This is a genomic window from Rhodopseudomonas sp. RCAM05734 (genome assembly GCF_052658035.1).
In genome coordinates, this window is the sequence record NZ_CP199742.1 from 754,932 (window position 1) to 770,331 (window position 15,400).

Sequence of the window (15,400 nt, forward strand, 5' to 3'; positions counted from 1 at the left end):
AGGGAAGAAGGCAGTGCGCTACTCGTTCCGCGCGACCTTGGTCAGTCCGTTCAGGTTGAGCAACAAAATCCGACCGCGTTGCAGGTCGAGAATCCCGTCCTTGCGCCAGGCCTGCAGTTGCCGGTTGACGCTCTCGCGCGCGGCACCGACGAACACGCCGAGTTGTTCCTGCGAGATGTGCACTTCCGAGCCGAAGTCGGAGGCCAGTGCGCACAGCCGCCGCGCCAGCCGCACCGGCAGCGGCTGCAGCACCGATTCCTCCATCCGCTCGCTCATCCAGCGGATGCGCTGGCACAGCAGTTCGATCAACTTCAGCGCCACCCGGGGCTCGCGCTCCAGATGCTCGAGGAAATCCTCCCGTCGCAGCACGAACAATTCGGTGGGCTCGGCGGCGGTGGCGTCGGCGGTGCGCGTCCGGCCATCCAGCACCGCGACCTCGCCGAACATGTCGCCGGGACCCTGGAAGTTCAGCGTCAGCCGCGAACCGTCGGAGGCGCCGGTCTCAATGCGGATCTGGCCGCGGCGCACACCATACAGCGCATCGCCGCTGTCGCCCTTCTGGAACAGCATTTCGCCGGTCTTGAGCTGCTGGGTGTGGCAGAGCCCGGAAATGCGCTGCAGTTCCTCGGCGCCGAGATCGGCGAACATCGGATTCATCTTCAGGATGACGGCGAATTCGGCCTGGCTGCTCACTGCAACATATCCCGCATGCTCGATCCCCGGATGCAGTCGCAACCGGTGTCCATTCTTTGCCTGAACGTCAATGACGGCTGACGGCACGCAAGATAAGGGGCCGGACCCGATATGGCCAGTCTGTCACAAGCCGCATCACTTTCCAGCCATTTCAGCGATGTCTGCTGACGCCGCCCGGCGTCGCGTGCGGCGCGACGTCGCTACAGCCCGATTGCCAATGCGATGATCGCTCTGGATTTCATTGTCTTCAAAAGCCCAACAACCCGGCAAAAATCGGAACCAGAAAAAAGGCCGCGAGCCCGCACGCGCCTCCGACCACGATCTTCATTCGGCGCCCGGGGATCTTCGTATCGAGCCAGGTGAGTGCGCTGAGCGCAAGCGCACTGAGCCAGCGCCATATCACGACGCGAACTATTGCGAGCAGAACATCTCCGAGCAAACCGGCCATGGTCTGTGGTCGCGTCACTCGCCGCCTGGGTTCATCCGCCCCTCGTGCGTCGAGCCCGCTCTGCAAAATGGTGATGCCCTGCAGGATTGGCCGCTTGGCTCGCCTGCCTGGCTTCACTAGAGTCGGACTGCGGCCATGCCGCGCCATTGATTGATTGTTTTGAACAACGGAATTGCCATGTCGATCAGCCCGTTCCCCGCGCATCGCCTGTTTCCGAAGCTGGCGGCGCTGCTGTTCGCAACCGGCCTGTACGGCGTGGCGGAGCCAGGCTTTGCTGCCGACGAGGTGGCGCCGAGGGGCGCCGCGGTCACCGTGCTGAAGGCGGAGAAATCCTGCTTCGCTGATATCGTCGAGGTGGCAGGCATCCTGGTTCCCAAGGAGGAAATCGCGATCCGGCCTGACCGGCCCGGGCTGAAGGTGGCCGAGGTGCTGGTCGATGCCGGCGAGACCGTGACCGCCGGCCAAGCCCTGGCGCGTCTGACCGCGCCGGACGGCGGCGCCGTGACGGTGCAGGCGTCCGTCGCGGGACTGGTCAGTGCGTCATCCGCGGTCGCCGGCACCATCGCGTCGGGCAAGGGCGAGGCGCTGTTCAGCATCATCCCGCGCAGCGAATTCGAAATGGTCGGCCAGGTGCCGACCAGCGACCTCGCCAAGCTGAGGGCGGACCAGAGCGCGAAGATCAAGATCATCGGCGTCGGCGAACTCGACGGCAAGGTGCGCCGGGTAGCCTCCACGGTGGAACCCAACAGCCAGCTCGGCCAGGTGTTCGTGACCATCACCTCGACGCGCCGGCTGATGGCCAATTCCTACGCCCGCGCCCTGATCAAGACTGGCGAGAGCTGCGGCGTCTCGGTGCCGCTGACGGCGATCCTGTACGGCGGCGCCGGCACCGTGGTTCAGGTAGTCCGGCGGCAGCGCGTCGAGACGCGGCGGGTCGAGGTCGGGCTGATGTCCGGCGGCCGGGTCGAAGTCCGCGAGGGCCTGGCCGAGGGCGACATCGTGGTGGCCCGCGCCGGCGCCATGCTGCGTGAGGGCGATCCGGTCCGCCCGGTCACCGCCAGCGCGGAGCCGAAATAGTCTTCCCGGATTGCCCAAACGCCCGTGGCTCTCCTCCAGAGTGGGATTCATCTCCATAGAATCGTGTCCCGGACGCAGCGCAATGCGCCTCCGTCAGGAGGCGTAGTGTGCTGCAGATCCGGGACCGCACAAACGATACCGCCTGAAACGGTCCCGGATCTGCGGAGCGGCATAGCGGCGATGCAAGGGCATCGCCTGAGAATGCCGCACCGCGTCCGGGACAAGATTGAAATACTTCAGCCTTGATGGATCAGACTCTAGGTCACCGGGCCGGGATTGAACAATGTCAGGTCGTTGAAGATACCCCAGCGATCGGACCAGGGTTTGACCCGGCCGCTGGCGACTTCGAGGATCAGTTCGAACAGCGCCTGCCCGGTCTCCTCGATGGTCTTCTCGCCGGTGGCGATGCCGCCCGCGTCGAAATCGATGAGGTCGGACCAGCGCTTGGCCAGTTCGGTGCGGGTCGACACCTTGATGACCGGTGCGGCGGCAAGGCCATAGGGCGTGCCGCGACCGGTGGTGAAGATCTGCATGGTCATGCCGGAGGCCAGCTGCAGCGTGCCGCAGATGAAATCGCTGGCCGGGGTGGCGGCGAAGATCATGCCCTTGTCGCGCACGCGCTCGCCCGGCGACAGCACGCCGGTGATGGCGCTGGTGCCGGACTTCATGATCGAGCCGAGCGCTTTCTCGACGATGTTGTTGAGCCCGCCCTTCTTGTTGCCCGGCGTGGTGTTGGCACTGCGGTCGGCGCCGCCCTGGTCGAGATAGTTGTCGTACCAGGCCATCTCGCGGATCAGCGCCTGCGCGACCTCTTTCGTCGCCGCGCGCGGCGTCAGCAGATGGATGGCGTCACGCACTTCGGTAACTTCCGAGAACATCACCGTGGCACCGGCGCGCACCAAGAGGTCGGCGGCGTAACCGACCGCCGGATTGGCGGTGACGCCGGAGAACGCATCGCTGCCGCCGCATTGCAAGCCGATCACCAGATCGGACGCCGGGCAGGTCTCGCGACGCCGCTCGTTCAGGATCTTCAGCCGGGCGTCGGCCATTGCGACGATGCCGTCGACGATGGCACGAAAACCTTCAAAGGCCTCATCCTGCATGCGCACGATGTTGCTGCCGGTGCCTTCCGGCACCAGCCGCTCCGGCACCAGCTTCTCGCAGCCGAGGCCGACCACCATGGCCTCGCCGCCGAAATTGGGATTCTTCGCCAGGTTCTGCAGGGTGCGGATCGGCACCGCGGCGCCCGGCGCATTGATGGCGACGCCGCAGCCGTAATTATGCGTCAGCGCCACCACGCCATCGACATTGGGATAGCGCGGCAGCAGCTCCTCACGAATGCGCTTGAGGGCGAATTCCACCGTGCCGGCCACGCATTGCACACTGGCCGAGATCGCCAGCATGTTCTTGGTGCCGACCGAGCCGTCGGGATTGCGGTAGCCTTCGAACGTGTAGCCTTCGAGCGCCGGCTGCCTGGCGGGGATCGCATTGGCCAGCGGCAGGTCGTCGAGCGCCGGCGGCGTCGGCATCGCCATCAGCGCTTCCGACACCCACGCGCCCGCGGCGATCGGCTGCTCGGCCGTGCCGATGATCTCGTTATAGCGGCGGATCGGCTCGCCCGACGCGATATCGACCAGCGCCACCTTGTGGCCCTGCGGCACGAAATCCGTCAGCGTCAGCCCGCAGGGAAACACCGTTCCCGCCGGCAGGCCGAAATCGTTGACGACGATGGCGACGTTGTCGGCCGGTTGCAGGCGGATATAGCGCGGCGCGTACAGGCTCGCCGGTGTCGTTGCCGCAACCACATTCATCGTCGCCTCCGCTTTCAGTCTTGTTGTGCGGCGATGCTAGTGATCGACGGCGCCCCCGGCAAGGTCGGCCCTCCCTAGGGCTGGCCGAGGCCGGTCAGGACTTCGTCGATCGAAGCCAGGAACTGATCGGCATTCTCCCGCGAAAAGACCAGCGGCGGGCGGATCTTCAGCACATTGGCATGCGGGCCGGCGGCGCTGATCAGGATGCGCTTCTCCCTGAGGCCGTTGACCAGTTTCGCTGTCGCCGCCGTGGCAGGATTTTTGGTGGCGCGATCGGTCACCAGTTCGACGCCGACGAACAGGCCGGCGCCCCTGATATCGCCGATGATCTCGTGCATGTTGGCAAGCCCGCGCAGCCCGTCACGCAGATAGGCGCCGACGTCGCGGGCGTTGTCGATCAGCGATTCGTTTTCGATGACGTCGAGCACCGCCATGCCCACCGCGCAGGACACCGGATTGCCGCCGAAGGTGTTGAAGTAGCGCGTGCGCTTGCCGAAGCTGTCGAGAATCTCCGGCCGCGCCACCATGGCCGCCATCGGATGGCCGTTGCCCATGGGTTTTCCCATGGTGACGATGTCAGGCACGATGCCGTGGCGCGCAAAGCCCCACATGCCCGCCCCGGTGCGGCCGAAGCCGGGCTGCACCTCGTCGGCGATCATCAGCCCGCCGGCCTCGCGGATCGCCGCAGCCGCCGGCGCGAGGAAGCCCGCGGGATCGGCTAACACGCCGTCGCTGGAAAAGATCGTGTCGACCAGCAGCGCCGCCGGCTTGATGCCATGGGCTTTCATGTCGGCGATGGCCGCGCGGACATGGCTGGCGAAGACCTCGCCGACGTCGCCACTCCCGCGATAGGCATCCGGCGCCGGCACGGTGCGCACATGCGGCGCAAGCTTGATCCCGTCGCCCAGCGACGGCGACATTTCCGAAATCGCGATGGTGACGCCGTGATAGGCCAGTTCAGTGACGATCACGCCGGTGCCACCCGTAAAAGCCTTTGCGGCGCGATAAGCGAGATCGTTGGCCTCACTGCCGGTGCAGGTGAACATCACATGCGCCAGTTCCTGCGGCAACAGCGCCAGCAGCCGCTCGGCATAGTCGAGGATGCCGTCGGTGAGATAGCGCGTATGGGTGTTGAGCGTCGCCGCCTGCTTGCTGAGCGCCGCCACCACATGGGGATGGCAATGGCCGACCGAGGCGACATTGTTGTAGACGTCGAGATAGGCGCTGCCGTCGGCATCGTAGAGCCAGACGCCCTCGCCGCGGACCAGATGCACCGGATGGGCGTAGAACAGCCGATAGGCCGGGCCCAGCAGGCGCTCGCGCCGTTCGATCAAAGCGCGGTCGCGCTCGGAAATGCCGGTCGCCGCAGCGGCGTCGAATGCGTTGATCATGCTCATCGGTTCATCTCGCTTCGATCTGGCCGCGCAGCCACAGGATAGCATCGGCACGGGACATCTCCTGCAGCCGTTGCAGCCCGTTCCATGCGGTGGCCTGGTTGCGCAGGATATAGTCGGCATTGTCGGGATGGCGCGCGGCGCGCCACGAACTCACCGCGATGGTCAGCGCCAGCCGCGCGGCGATCATGTCCGGCAGCAGTTCGATCTCTTCCGGCCGTAACGGACAGAGCGCGTGAAAACTTGCCGCCATGTCGGCCGCGCCCTGCAACGGATGTCCACCGGCGCCGATCTGGTACGCCGCGGCCACAGCGAGATCCTGCACGAGGGGTGACCGCACCACGTCGCCGAAATCGATCACGCCGGAAATCACGTCGTCTGCGATCGCATCGGCCAGCACATTGTGCGGATTGAAGTCGTTATGAATCACCTGCGCGCGCAGCGCGGGCAGCCTCGGCGTGACGTGTTCGTCGAAACGGTCGAGCGCGGCTTCGGCCAGCGCCCGCTTCTGCGCATGCGCGAGGTCGGCCAGCAATGCGCGGGCACGCGGCGCCCGCTTGATGTCCCACAAGAGATCGTGACCGTCGGCAGGATGGCGGAAATCCGCCAGCGCCAGATCGAGCCGCGCGAGGAAGGCGCCGAGGTGATGACGTTGCGCGGTACTGGCTGCAGCCTGATGCAGCGGGCGGCCGGCCAGGTAGGTCAGGCAACGCACCCGGCGCGCCGGCTGGCCGTCCGCCGCCCAGACAAATTCAAGCTCTTCATGATCCAGCGGACGCACCAGTCGCGGCACTGCCAGGTCGGGTGCGGCGGCCGCGACGTGCAGCAGCAGCCGGCTCTGCAGGTCGGTCACCTCCGGCGCTTCGGCGGGGTGGATGACCTTGAGGACGAAGTGCCGGTTGTCGCCATCGACCAGATGAAAGTTGCGGTCGCGCTCGCCGGTCAGCGGCATGGCGCGGACATCCAGTCCGAACGCGGTCCGCGCCAGTGCCTCGATCTCGTCGATGGCAGCCGGCGGCGAGGCTGTGTCGAGCAATTCGCCGAGCTGCAGCATCAGCGGAGCGCCGGATGGCGTCGAGTCCGTCGATCGTTCGGTAAATTCGCTGTTGGCAACAGTCACGCAAATCTCCGCTCGGCTCGTGTTTGAGCCGGTCTCGCCATCGGCAAGGCCGGCTCAAACGGATAGCTGCTTCACGTGGCCTGTGAAAGCCCCCTACGCCGCCAGCGCCAGCTTGGCGCGGCTGGCGATGGCGTCGAGCACGATCTTTTCGACGGCCTTGCGACGCTCGCCGCTCAGCGGTGCGCGCGGCGCACGGACGTGTTCGGTGGAGTGGATGGCGATGGCTTCCGCCAGCTTGATGTTCTGCACCAGGAAAGTGGAGACATCGAGGTCGAGCAGCGGCCGGAACCAGCGATAGATCTCCAGCGCCTCGGCCTGCCGGCCGGCCTTGATCAGGCGATAGATCGCCACGGTTTCCGCCGGGAAGGCGCAGACCAGGCCGGCGACCCAGCCCACGGCGCCGACCGACAGCGCCTCGAAAGCAAGATTGTCGACGCCGGTCAGCACCGCATAGCGATCGCCGAGCCGATTGAAGATCTCGGTGGTGCGGCGGATGTCATCGGAGGATTCTTTCACGGCGACGAAGCGCGCGTCCGAAGCCAATTCTTCCATGATGTCCGGCGTGACGTCGACTCGGTAGGCCAGGCGGTTGGAATAGATCATCACCGGCAGGTCGCCGGCCTCGGCCACTGCGCGCAAGGTCGCCACCGTCTCCTTCGGATCGGTGTGATAGATCGGGCTCGGCACCACCATCAGCCCGCTGGCGCCGGCCTGCGCCGCCTTGCGCGCCATGGCGCAGGCCTCGCGGGTTCCGGCTTCGGAGATGGTCATCAGCGTCGGCTTGCCCTTCGTCACCGACTGCGCGGTCTTCAGCACGGCAATGCGCTCGTCCTGCGACAGCATCGGGCCTTCGCCGAGCGAGCCGCAAACAATGATGCCGTCACAGCCGGCGGCCATCTGCAGCGCAAAGCAGCGCTCCATCTCGGCATGATCGAGCGCGCCGTCGGCGGTGAACTTGGTGGTGACTGCGGGGAGAACGCCGGTCCACATGATGCTGGTAGTCCTTCTTGGTGTGTCAGGATGCGGGTGGGTGAACGCAGAAGTCGTGTCAGTCGGCGCGAGCGGCCTGCGGCGGCTCGGCGAAGGCCGGCAACGGCCGTTCATCCTCGACCGCGGGCGGCGCGGCGCGCTGCGCGCGACGCCGGCGCCAGGCCAGATACTCGCCGACAAAGCCGAGCCGGAAGAACGAGACGCAGACGATGAAGATGAGGCCGGTGACCACGGTGACGAGGTCGCCGATGGTGGCGAGATAATTCTGCAGGCCGACGACGAGGGCGGCGCCGACCAGCGGTCCGAACATGGTGCCAAGCCCGCCCAGCAGCGTCATCAGCACCACCTCGGTGGAGGTGTGCAGCGACACGTCGTTGAGCGATACCAGCCGAAACACCAGCGCCTTCATGGCGCCGGCATAGCCGGCGACCGCGGCGGACAGCACGAAGGCGGCGAGCCGGAAGCGATCGGTGTCGTAGCCGAGCGAGGTGGCACGCGGCTCATTCTCGCGCACCGCTTGCAGGATCTGGCCGAACGGCGAATGCACCACGCGATAGACGAACAGGAAGCCGATCGAGAACAGCACCAGCGTCACATAATACATCGTGGTGTCGGAGCTGAGGTCGAGGCCGAGCAGGTTACCGCGCGGGATGCCCTGCAGCCCGTCCTCGCCGCCGGTCCAGCGAAATTGCACCGCCAGGAAGTAGACGATCTGCGACAACGCCAGCGTAATCATGGCGAAGTAGATGCCGCGACGACGCACTGCGAGGCCGCCGATCACCAGCCCGACGAAAGCCGCCGCCAGCACGCCGGCCGTGAACGCCGTCACCATGCCGAGGGGATGGCTGCCGAAGCGGATCATCAGCGCGCCGGTCACGTAGCCGGCGCTGCCGAGAAACGCCGCATGGGCGAATGATACGAGGCCCGTGAAGCCGAGCAGCAGGTTGAAGGCGCAGGCGAACAGGCCATAGCACATCACCTTCATGACGAAGATCGGATAGATGACGCCGGGCACGAACGGCACCACCAGCGCCGCAACGACCAGAAGGCAGAAGATTTTCAACGTGCTGGTCATGGCCTCAAACTTCCCGTCCGAACAGGCCGGCCGGACGCACCAGCAACACCAGCGCCATGATGACGAACACGATCACCGTCGAGGCCTCCGGATAAAACACCTTGGTCAGCCCCTCGATCAGGCCGAGCGCAAGGCCGGTGATCATCGAGCCGAGGATCGAGCCGAGCCCGCCGATCACCACGACGGCGAACACGATGTTGAGCAGGTTGCCGCCCATCAGCGGGGTGATCTGCATGATCGGCGCCGCCAGCACGCCGGCGATGCCGGCCAGCGCCACGCCGAAACCATAGGTGAGCGTGATCATGACCGGCACATTGATGCCGAAGGATTGCAGCAGGCGCGGGTTCTCGGTGCCGGCGCGCAGATAGGCGCCGAGCTTGGTGCGCTCGAACAGATACCAGGTACCAAAGCAGATCAGCAGCGATGCCGCGACCACGAAGATGCGGTATTTCGGCAGCAGCATGAAGCCGACGTCGAACGGCCCCTGCAGCAGTTCCGGTGGCTCGTAGCCCTGGCCGGACACGCCGAAGGCATGGCGGAAGACACCTTCCAGCACCAGCGCCACGCCAAAGGTCAGCAACAACCCGTAGAGATGATCGAGCTTGTAGAGCCGGCGCAGCAACAGCCGTTCGATCGCCATGCCCATCACCGCGACCAGCAGCGGCACCAGCACCAGCGCGACCCAGAAATTGATCTGGAAATCCGGATATCCGAGCCAAGGCCCGACCTGGGTCAGCCCGATCCAGGCCAGGAACGCCGCCACCATGAACTGCGCGCCATGGGTGAAATTGATAATGTTGAGCAGGCCGAAGATGATCGCCAGCCCCATGCTCAGCATCGCATAGAAGCAGCCGCCGATCAGCCCGATGGTGAGCTGCGCCATGAAGGCCTGCAGGGAAATGGTCATTGGCGTGTCATCCGTGGTGGCTTCAGTAAATCGCCGAAATCTTGTCCCGGACGCGGTGCGGCATTCTCAGGCGATGCACTTGCATCGCCGATATGCCGCTCCGCAGATCCGGGACCGTATCGAGTACCGCAGCTCGGTACGGTCCCGGATCTGCAGTGCACTACGCGCCCGATGATGCTTCGCATCACCGGGACGCCCACTGCACTGCGTCCGGGACAGGTACCCAGCCTCACGCATCACGCCTCAGCTCTTGTTCAGCGGGCAGAGTTCGCTCGGCTTCGGAAACACGTCCTCGCCCTTGAGCACGGCCTTGACGTTGTAGAAGTCCCAGTCGCGCTTGGATTCGGCGGGCTTCTTGACCTGCAGCAGCAGCATGTCGTGGACCAGCGCGCCGTCGGCACGCAGGTGGCCGTTGCGGATCGCCGCGTCGTCGATGGTCATGGTACGCAGCTTGGCCATCACGGCCATCGCCTCGTCGGTGCCGGCGCCTTCGATGGCCTTGAGGTAGCTCAGCGTCGCCGAATACACCGCCGCCTGCGACGCGCTGGGCATGCGGTTCATCTTGGCGAAGTACTTTTCGGCGAAGGCGCGCGAGCGGTCGTCGTAGTCCCAGTAGAACGCCTCGGTGAGGTACATACCCTGCGCCTTGGCAAGGCCGAGGCTCTTGACGTCGGTGATGTAGGCCAGCAGCGGCGCGATCACCTGCTTGTCGGTGCGGCCGATGCCGTATTCGGAAGCCTGCTTGATCGAATTGATGGTGTCGCTGCCGGCATTGGCCAGCGCGATGACCTGCGCGCCGCTGTCCTGCGCCTTCAGCATGAACGACGAGAAGTCGCCGCCCGGGAACGGATGACGCGAGGTGCCCAGCACCTTGCCGCCGTCGGCCTCGACCACTGCCGCCGCATCCTTCTCCAGCGAATGACCAAAGGTGTAGTCGGCCGTGACGAAATACCAGCTCTTCTTGCCTTCCTTGAGCAGCGCCTTGGCGGTGCCGGCGGCCAGCGTATAGGTGTTGACCATCCACTGCGCGTTGACCGGCGAGCACTTGTCGGTGATCGCAGCCATCGCCACGCCGGCGGACAGCATGGTGACGCGGTTCTTCTGCTTGGCGATCTCCATCACCGCCAGCGCGGTCGAGGACGTCGGGAAATCGGCGATCATGTCGACCTTGCCCTGATCGAACCATTCGCGGGCGAGGTTGGCTGCGATGTCCGGCTTGTTCTGGTGATCGGCTGCAACCAGTTCGATCGGCGCGCCGAGCACCTTGCCGCCCATCTCGTCGATGGCGATCTGCGCCGCGACAGCGGAGCCCTTGCCGGTGAAGTCCGAATAGATGCCGGAGAGATCGTTGAGGATGCCGATCTTCACGACATTGTCGCTGACCTTGTCGGCGGCCAGGGAAGGCGAGGCTGCCAGCGCGGCGAGCGACAATCCGAGTGCACCGGCAATCAAACGCGTCTGCATTAGTCCCGTCTCCTGTTTCATGATTAGACCCCGAGTAGCCTGTTGACCTGATCCTCGCGGGCATCGACCTCGTCGGCCGCGATTTCGGCAGCGATCTGGCCGTGCTCCACCACGTAGTGGCGGTCGGCAAGGTGGCGCGCGAAATGGAAGTTCTGCTCGACCAGCAAAATCGTGAACCCCTGGCTCTTCAGCAGCGCGATCGCGCGTCCGAGCGCCTCGACGATGACCGGCGCGAGGCCCTCGGTGATTTCATCGAGCAGCAGGATGCGCGCACCGGTGGTCAGGATGCGGCCCATGGCCAGCATCTGCTGTTCGCCGCCGGACAGGCTGCCGCCGTAGCTATCCGCGCGCTCCGCCAGATTGGGAAACATCGTCAGCACGTCGGCGAGTGGCAGGCCGCCGGGACCGAGCCGCGGCAGCAGCGTGAGGTTTTCATGGGTGGTCAGGGTCTTGTAGATGCCGCGCTCTTCCGGGCAGTAGCCGAGCCCGAGCCGCCCAACGCGATGCGGCGGCAGGCGGATGGCCTCGGTGCCGTTCACCAGCACCGAGCCGGCGCGCCGGTCGGTAAGGCCGAGGATGGCCTTCAGCGTGGTGGTGCGGCCGGCGCCGTTGCGGCCGAGCAGCGTGACGCACTCGCCTTCATGGACCTTGATGTCGATGCCGTGCAGCACATGGGATTCGCCGTACCAGGCCTGCAGGCCGCGGGTTTCCAGAACGACTGGCGTGTCACGCATGTCCGCCTCCGAGATAGGCGGCCTTCACGGCGGGATCGTTGGAGACCTGCGCGTAAGGTCCTTCGGCTAGGATCTCGCCGCGCTGCAGGACGGTGATGGTGTCGCTGATGTCGGCAACCACGGACATGTTGTGCTCGACCATCAGAATGGTGCGGCCGGCGGAAATGCGCTTGATCAGCCGCTTGATGCGGTCGACGTCGTCGATGGCCATGCCCTGGGTCGGTTCGTCGAGCAGCAGGAACGGCGGGTCGAGCGCCAGAGTAGTGGCGATTTCCAGGGTGCGCTTGCGGCCGTAGGACAGGTCGGCGGCATTGCTCGCCGCGGCGTCGGCGAGGCCGACGTCGGCGAGCAGCGCCATGGCGCCGGCGTCGAGTTCATCGAGCGAGCGCGATGATTTCCAGAAGTGGTATTGCGTGCCGAGCTTGCGCTGGAGCGCGACCCGGACGTTATCCTTCACCGTCAGATGCGGAAACGTCGCCGAGATCTGAAACGAACGGACCAGCCCGCGGCGCGCCGTGGCGGCCGGGGATTCGGCGGTGATGTCGACGCCCTCGAACAGGATCGAGCCGGCGGTCGGCTTGTGGAATTTGGTCAGCAGATTGAAAAAGGTGGTCTTGCCCGCGCCGTTGGGGCCGATCAGGGCGTGGATGCTGTGGCGGCGGACGTTGAGGTCGACGTTGCGGACGGCCGTGAAGCCGCCAAACGTCTTGGTCAGTCCCGACGTCTGTAAAGCAAACTCCGACAAATGCCGCCCCTCGCTCCCTGGTCGTCGTATATTGTATATAATATGTGACGAGTCAATTGCGCGCCCTGCCACAACTTGGTGCAAGCTGCCCGAATTTCAGCACCGGTTTGCCGCAACACCGTCGCAACGGATTCAGGCGGCCAGCGACTTGCGATAGATCTCGATCAGCGAGTGGCCGGCGTGCTCGATATGGCTGCGCAACAGGTTGGCCGCGGAGACGATCTCGCCGGCTTCGCACAGGTCGAGGATCTGGCTGTGCTCGGTATCGGCGCGCGCGACATCGCCGGACACCGACAACTGCAGCCGCGTCGGGCGATCGCAATCCTGCAGCAGGCTTGCGACAATGCCCATCGATCGCGGCCGGCCGGCGTGGCGCAACAGGCCCATGTGGAAGCGCCGGTTCAGCTCGCCCCATTGCTGCACAAGCCCTGATTTAAGGGCGATGCTGTATTCCTGCTTGAGGCCGTGCAGCTCTTTGTAGTCGTCCTTGGTGAAGTGATGCGCCGACAGGATCAGCAGCGACGGCTCGAGCTGCACGCGCAGCCGGAAGATGTCCTCGATCTCCTCGAGCGACAGGCCGGACACCACAGCGCCGCGATGCGGCACGATCTTGACCAGGCCGCTGGCCTCGAGTTGCAGCAGCGCCTCGCGCACCGGGATGCGGCTGATGCCGAATTCGCTGGCCAGCGCATCCTGGCGCAGCCGCGCCCCGGCCGCGAATTCGCCGGCCAGGATCCGTTGCCGCAACGCATCAGCCACCGCCGCCGCCACGGTCTTGTGACGGATGCTCTTGCGGGCCTCGGCGGCAGGCTGGTCAACGGACATGAACGGAACTCGATTCCCGGAAAAGCCGGGTCAATCCGTATATTGTATAACAAATGATCGGAGGGCTTAGCAATACGGCGCGCCTGGCTGCGCCGGATCGGGGCGGAAATCGCCCCATGTCACGGAAATGCGGCACTCGGGCCGGAAATGACCGGCCCGAGTGACAGCGAGTGAACCAGATCGAATGCTCGCGCCAGACTGCGACGGCCGCTGTCGCGCGGCCATCGCAGCTTTTGCTAGTCCTTGACCACCCGGACCGCGCCGCGGGCCGCGCTGGTGGTCATCGCGGCATAGGCGCGCAACGCCATGGTGATCTTGCGGGTGCGCTTCTTGGCTGGCTTCCAGGCTTCGGCCTTGCGGGCCAGCATGGCGTCGCGGCGCGCGCTCAGCACGGTGTCGTCCACCAGCAGGGTGATGGAGCGTGCGGGTATGTCGATGGCGATGCGGTCGCCATCTTCCACCAGACCAATCAAACCGCCCTCCGCCGCTTCCGGCGAGATGTGTCCGATCGACAGACCGGAGGTGCCCCCGGAGAAGCGGCCGTCGGTGATCAAGGCACAGGCTTTGCCCAGCCCCTTCGATTTGATGTAGCTGGTCGGGTACAGCATCTCCTGCATGCCGGGACCGCCGCGCGGCCCCTCGTAGCGGATGACCACGACGTCGCCGGCCACGATCTTGCCACCGAGGATACCTTCGACCGCAGCATCCTGGCTCTCGAAGATCCGCGCCGGGCCCTCGAACTTCAGGATGCTGTCGTCGACGCCCGCGGTTTTCACGATGCAGCCATCCAGCGCCAGGTTGCCTGACAGCACCGCAAGGCCGCCGTCCTTCGAGAAGGCGTGCGCGGAATCGCGGATGCAGCCGGTGCTGCGATCGGTATCAACGTCCTCGAAGCGCTTTTCCTGGCTGAACGCGACTTGGGTCGGCACGTTGCCCGGCGCCGCCTTGAAGAAGGTGCGCACGCTCTCGCTCTTGGTGCGCCGGATGTCCCAGCGCTCCAGCGCATCCGCCAGCGACTTGCTATGCACCATCGGCAACTCGCTGCTCAGCAGCCCGGCGCGGTCGAGTTCGCCGAGAATGGCCATCACGCCGCCGGCGCGATGCACGTCTTCGAGATGCACATCGGGCACCGAGGGCGCCACCTTGCACAGCACCGGCACGCGGCGCGACAGCCGGTCGATGTCCTGCATGGTGAACGGGATTTCGCCCTCATGGGCCGCCGCCAGCAGATGCAGCACGGTGTTGGTGGAGCCGCCCATGGCGATGTCCAGCGTCATGGCGTTCTCGAACGCCTTGAAGCTTGCAATGTTGCGCGGCAGCGCCGTCTCGTCGTCCTGCTCGTAGTAGCGGCGGGCGAGATCGACGATCAGATGGCCGGCCTCGACGAACAGGCCCTTGCGATCGGCATGGGTCGCCAGCACCGAACCATTGCCGGGCAGCGCCAGGCCGAGCGCCTCGGTCAGGCAGTTCATGGAATTGGCGGTGAACATGCCCGAGCATGAGCCGCAGGTGGGACACGCCGAGCGCTCGATCGCCTCGACATCGGCGTCGCTGACCCGCTCGTCGGCAGTCGCCACCATGGCGTCGATGAGATCGACCGACCGTTTTTTGCCGCCGACCGTGACCTTGCCGGATTCCATGGGGCCGCCGGAAACGAACACCACCGGAATGTTGATCCGCAGCGCCGCCATCAGCATGCCCGGGGTGATCTTGTCGCAGTTGGAGATGCACACCATGGCGTCGGCGCAATGCGCATTGACCATGTATTCGACGCTGTCGGCGATAATTTCGCGGGACGGAAGGCTGTACAGCATGCCGTCATGGCCCATGGCAATGCCGTCATCCACCGCGATGGTGTTGAATTCCTTGGCGACGCCTCCGGCCTTCTCTATCTCCCGCGCCACCAGCTGGCCGAGGTCCTTGAGATGGACGTGGCCCGGCACGAACTGGGTGAAGGAATTGACCACGGCGATGATCGGCTTGCCGAAATCCTCGTTCTTCATGCCGGTGGCGCGCCAAAGGCCGCGGGCGCCCGCCATGTTGCGGCCATGGGTGGTGGTTCGGGAACGATAAGCGGGCATGGGCTGTCCTTTGAAAACCGGAGAACGCGGAGAATT

The 15,400-nt window shown here is 65.4% G+C and carries 14 protein-coding genes; 1 reads left to right on the plus strand and 13 read right to left on the minus strand.

Annotated elements, in window-relative coordinates; all coding sequences use genetic code 11:
- Window positions 1–18: 18 nt before the first annotated feature.
- Both ACUXVA_RS03800 and ACUXVA_RS03805 read right to left on the minus strand, forming a co-directional pair.
- A complete protein-coding gene (locus tag ACUXVA_RS03800; protein WP_265081517.1) occupies window positions 19–693 on the minus strand; it encodes a Crp/Fnr family transcriptional regulator in 675 nt (224 codons plus the stop codon).
- 247 nt (window positions 694–940) lie between these two features.
- Window positions 941–1,141, minus strand: a complete 201-nt coding sequence (locus ACUXVA_RS03805; protein ID WP_445490898.1) for a hypothetical protein — start codon at window positions 1,139–1,141, stop codon at window positions 941–943.
- 177 nt (window positions 1,142–1,318) lie between these two features.
- Here ACUXVA_RS03805 and ACUXVA_RS03810 point away from each other — a divergent pair, with 177 nt between their 5' ends.
- Complete coding sequence (locus tag ACUXVA_RS03810; protein WP_265081515.1) at window positions 1,319–2,218, plus strand: efflux RND transporter periplasmic adaptor subunit; 900 nt, start codon at window positions 1,319–1,321, stop codon at window positions 2,216–2,218.
- Between the two features lie 257 nt (window positions 2,219–2,475).
- Here ACUXVA_RS03810 and garD read toward each other — a convergent pair whose 3' ends face one another.
- The 11 genes from garD to ilvD form a co-directional block, all read right to left on the minus strand.
- Window positions 2,476–4,029: a galactarate dehydratase gene (gene garD / locus ACUXVA_RS03815; RefSeq protein ID WP_265081514.1), complete on the minus strand. Its 1,554-nt coding sequence runs from the start codon at window positions 4,027–4,029 to the stop codon at window positions 2,476–2,478.
- 74 nt (window positions 4,030–4,103) lie between these two features.
- Window positions 4,104–5,426, minus strand: coding sequence for an aspartate aminotransferase family protein (locus tag ACUXVA_RS03820; protein WP_445490901.1), 1,323 nt, complete (start codon window positions 5,424–5,426; stop codon window positions 4,104–4,106).
- 4 nt (window positions 5,427–5,430) lie between these two features.
- Entirely contained in the window at window positions 5,431–6,543 is a 1,113-nt protein-coding gene (locus tag ACUXVA_RS03825) for a phosphotransferase (protein WP_265081512.1), read from the minus strand.
- Window positions 6,544–6,636: 93 nt separating this feature from the next.
- Window positions 6,637–7,533: a dihydrodipicolinate synthase family protein gene (locus ACUXVA_RS03830; protein ID WP_265081511.1), complete on the minus strand. Its 897-nt coding sequence runs from the start codon at window positions 7,531–7,533 to the stop codon at window positions 6,637–6,639.
- 58 nt (window positions 7,534–7,591) lie between these two features.
- Window positions 7,592–8,608 carry a branched-chain amino acid ABC transporter permease gene (locus tag ACUXVA_RS03835; protein WP_445490904.1) on the minus strand — a complete coding sequence of 339 codons (1,017 nt, stop codon included), beginning with the start codon at window positions 8,606–8,608 and terminating at the stop codon, window positions 7,592–7,594.
- A 4-nt stretch (window positions 8,609–8,612) separates the two neighbouring features.
- A complete protein-coding gene (locus ACUXVA_RS03840) occupies window positions 8,613–9,515 on the minus strand; it encodes a branched-chain amino acid ABC transporter permease (protein WP_265081509.1) in 903 nt (300 codons plus the stop codon).
- 243 nt (window positions 9,516–9,758) lie between these two features.
- Window positions 9,759–10,979 (minus strand): ABC transporter substrate-binding protein, encoded by a 1,221-nt coding sequence (locus ACUXVA_RS03845; protein WP_445490907.1) that lies wholly within the window; start codon window positions 10,977–10,979, stop codon window positions 9,759–9,761.
- 23 nt (window positions 10,980–11,002) lie between these two features.
- A complete protein-coding gene (locus ACUXVA_RS03850; protein WP_265081508.1) occupies window positions 11,003–11,713 on the minus strand; it encodes an ABC transporter ATP-binding protein in 711 nt (236 codons plus the stop codon).
- The gene (locus ACUXVA_RS03855; protein WP_265081507.1) at window positions 11,706–12,458 is read right to left on the minus strand and encodes an ABC transporter ATP-binding protein; all 753 of its coding nucleotides are present in this window, start codon (window positions 12,456–12,458) and stop codon (window positions 11,706–11,708) included. Before ACUXVA_RS03855 ends, ACUXVA_RS03850 begins: the two co-directional genes overlap by 8 nt.
- 132 nt (window positions 12,459–12,590) lie before the next feature.
- On the minus strand, window positions 12,591–13,283 hold the full coding sequence (locus ACUXVA_RS03860; protein WP_445490910.1) for a GntR family transcriptional regulator: 693 nt from the start codon (window positions 13,281–13,283) through the stop codon (window positions 12,591–12,593).
- A 236-nt stretch (window positions 13,284–13,519) separates the two neighbouring features.
- Window positions 13,520–15,364, minus strand: coding sequence for a dihydroxy-acid dehydratase (gene ilvD, locus ACUXVA_RS03865; RefSeq protein WP_445490912.1), 1,845 nt, complete (start codon window positions 15,362–15,364; stop codon window positions 13,520–13,522).
- Between the last annotated feature and the right edge of the window lie 36 nt (window positions 15,365–15,400).

Excerpts from the sequence above, each read along its gene's own strand:
- ACUXVA_RS03805 (WP_445490898.1), bottom strand. The coding sequence starts at position 1,141 with ATGGCCGGTTTGCTCGGAGATGTTCTGCTCGCAATAGTTCGCGTCGTG.
- ACUXVA_RS03810 (WP_265081515.1), top strand. The coding sequence starts at position 1,319 with ATGTCGATCAGCCCGTTCCCCGCGCATCGCCTGTTTCCGAAGCTGGCG.
- garD (WP_265081514.1), bottom strand. The coding sequence starts at position 4,029 with ATGAATGTGGTTGCGGCAACGACACCGGCGAGCCTGTACGCGCCGCGC.
- ACUXVA_RS03820 (WP_445490901.1), bottom strand. The coding sequence starts at position 5,426 with ATGAGCATGATCAACGCATTCGACGCCGCTGCGGCGACCGGCATTTCC.
- ACUXVA_RS03830 (WP_265081511.1), bottom strand. The coding sequence starts at position 7,533 with ATGTGGACCGGCGTTCTCCCCGCAGTCACCACCAAGTTCACCGCCGAC.
- ACUXVA_RS03835 (WP_445490904.1), bottom strand. The coding sequence starts at position 8,608 with ATGACCAGCACGTTGAAAATCTTCTGCCTTCTGGTCGTTGCGGCGCTG.
- ACUXVA_RS03840 (WP_265081509.1), bottom strand. The coding sequence starts at position 9,515 with ATGACCATTTCCCTGCAGGCCTTCATGGCGCAGCTCACCATCGGGCTG.
- ACUXVA_RS03845 (WP_445490907.1), bottom strand. The coding sequence starts at position 10,979 with ATGCAGACGCGTTTGATTGCCGGTGCACTCGGATTGTCGCTCGCCGCG.
- ACUXVA_RS03850 (WP_265081508.1), bottom strand. The coding sequence starts at position 11,713 with ATGCGTGACACGCCAGTCGTTCTGGAAACCCGCGGCCTGCAGGCCTGG.
- ACUXVA_RS03860 (WP_445490910.1), bottom strand. The coding sequence starts at position 13,283 with ATGTCCGTTGACCAGCCTGCCGCCGAGGCCCGCAAGAGCATCCGTCAC.
- ilvD (WP_445490912.1), bottom strand. The coding sequence starts at position 15,364 with ATGCCCGCTTATCGTTCCCGAACCACCACCCATGGCCGCAACATGGCG.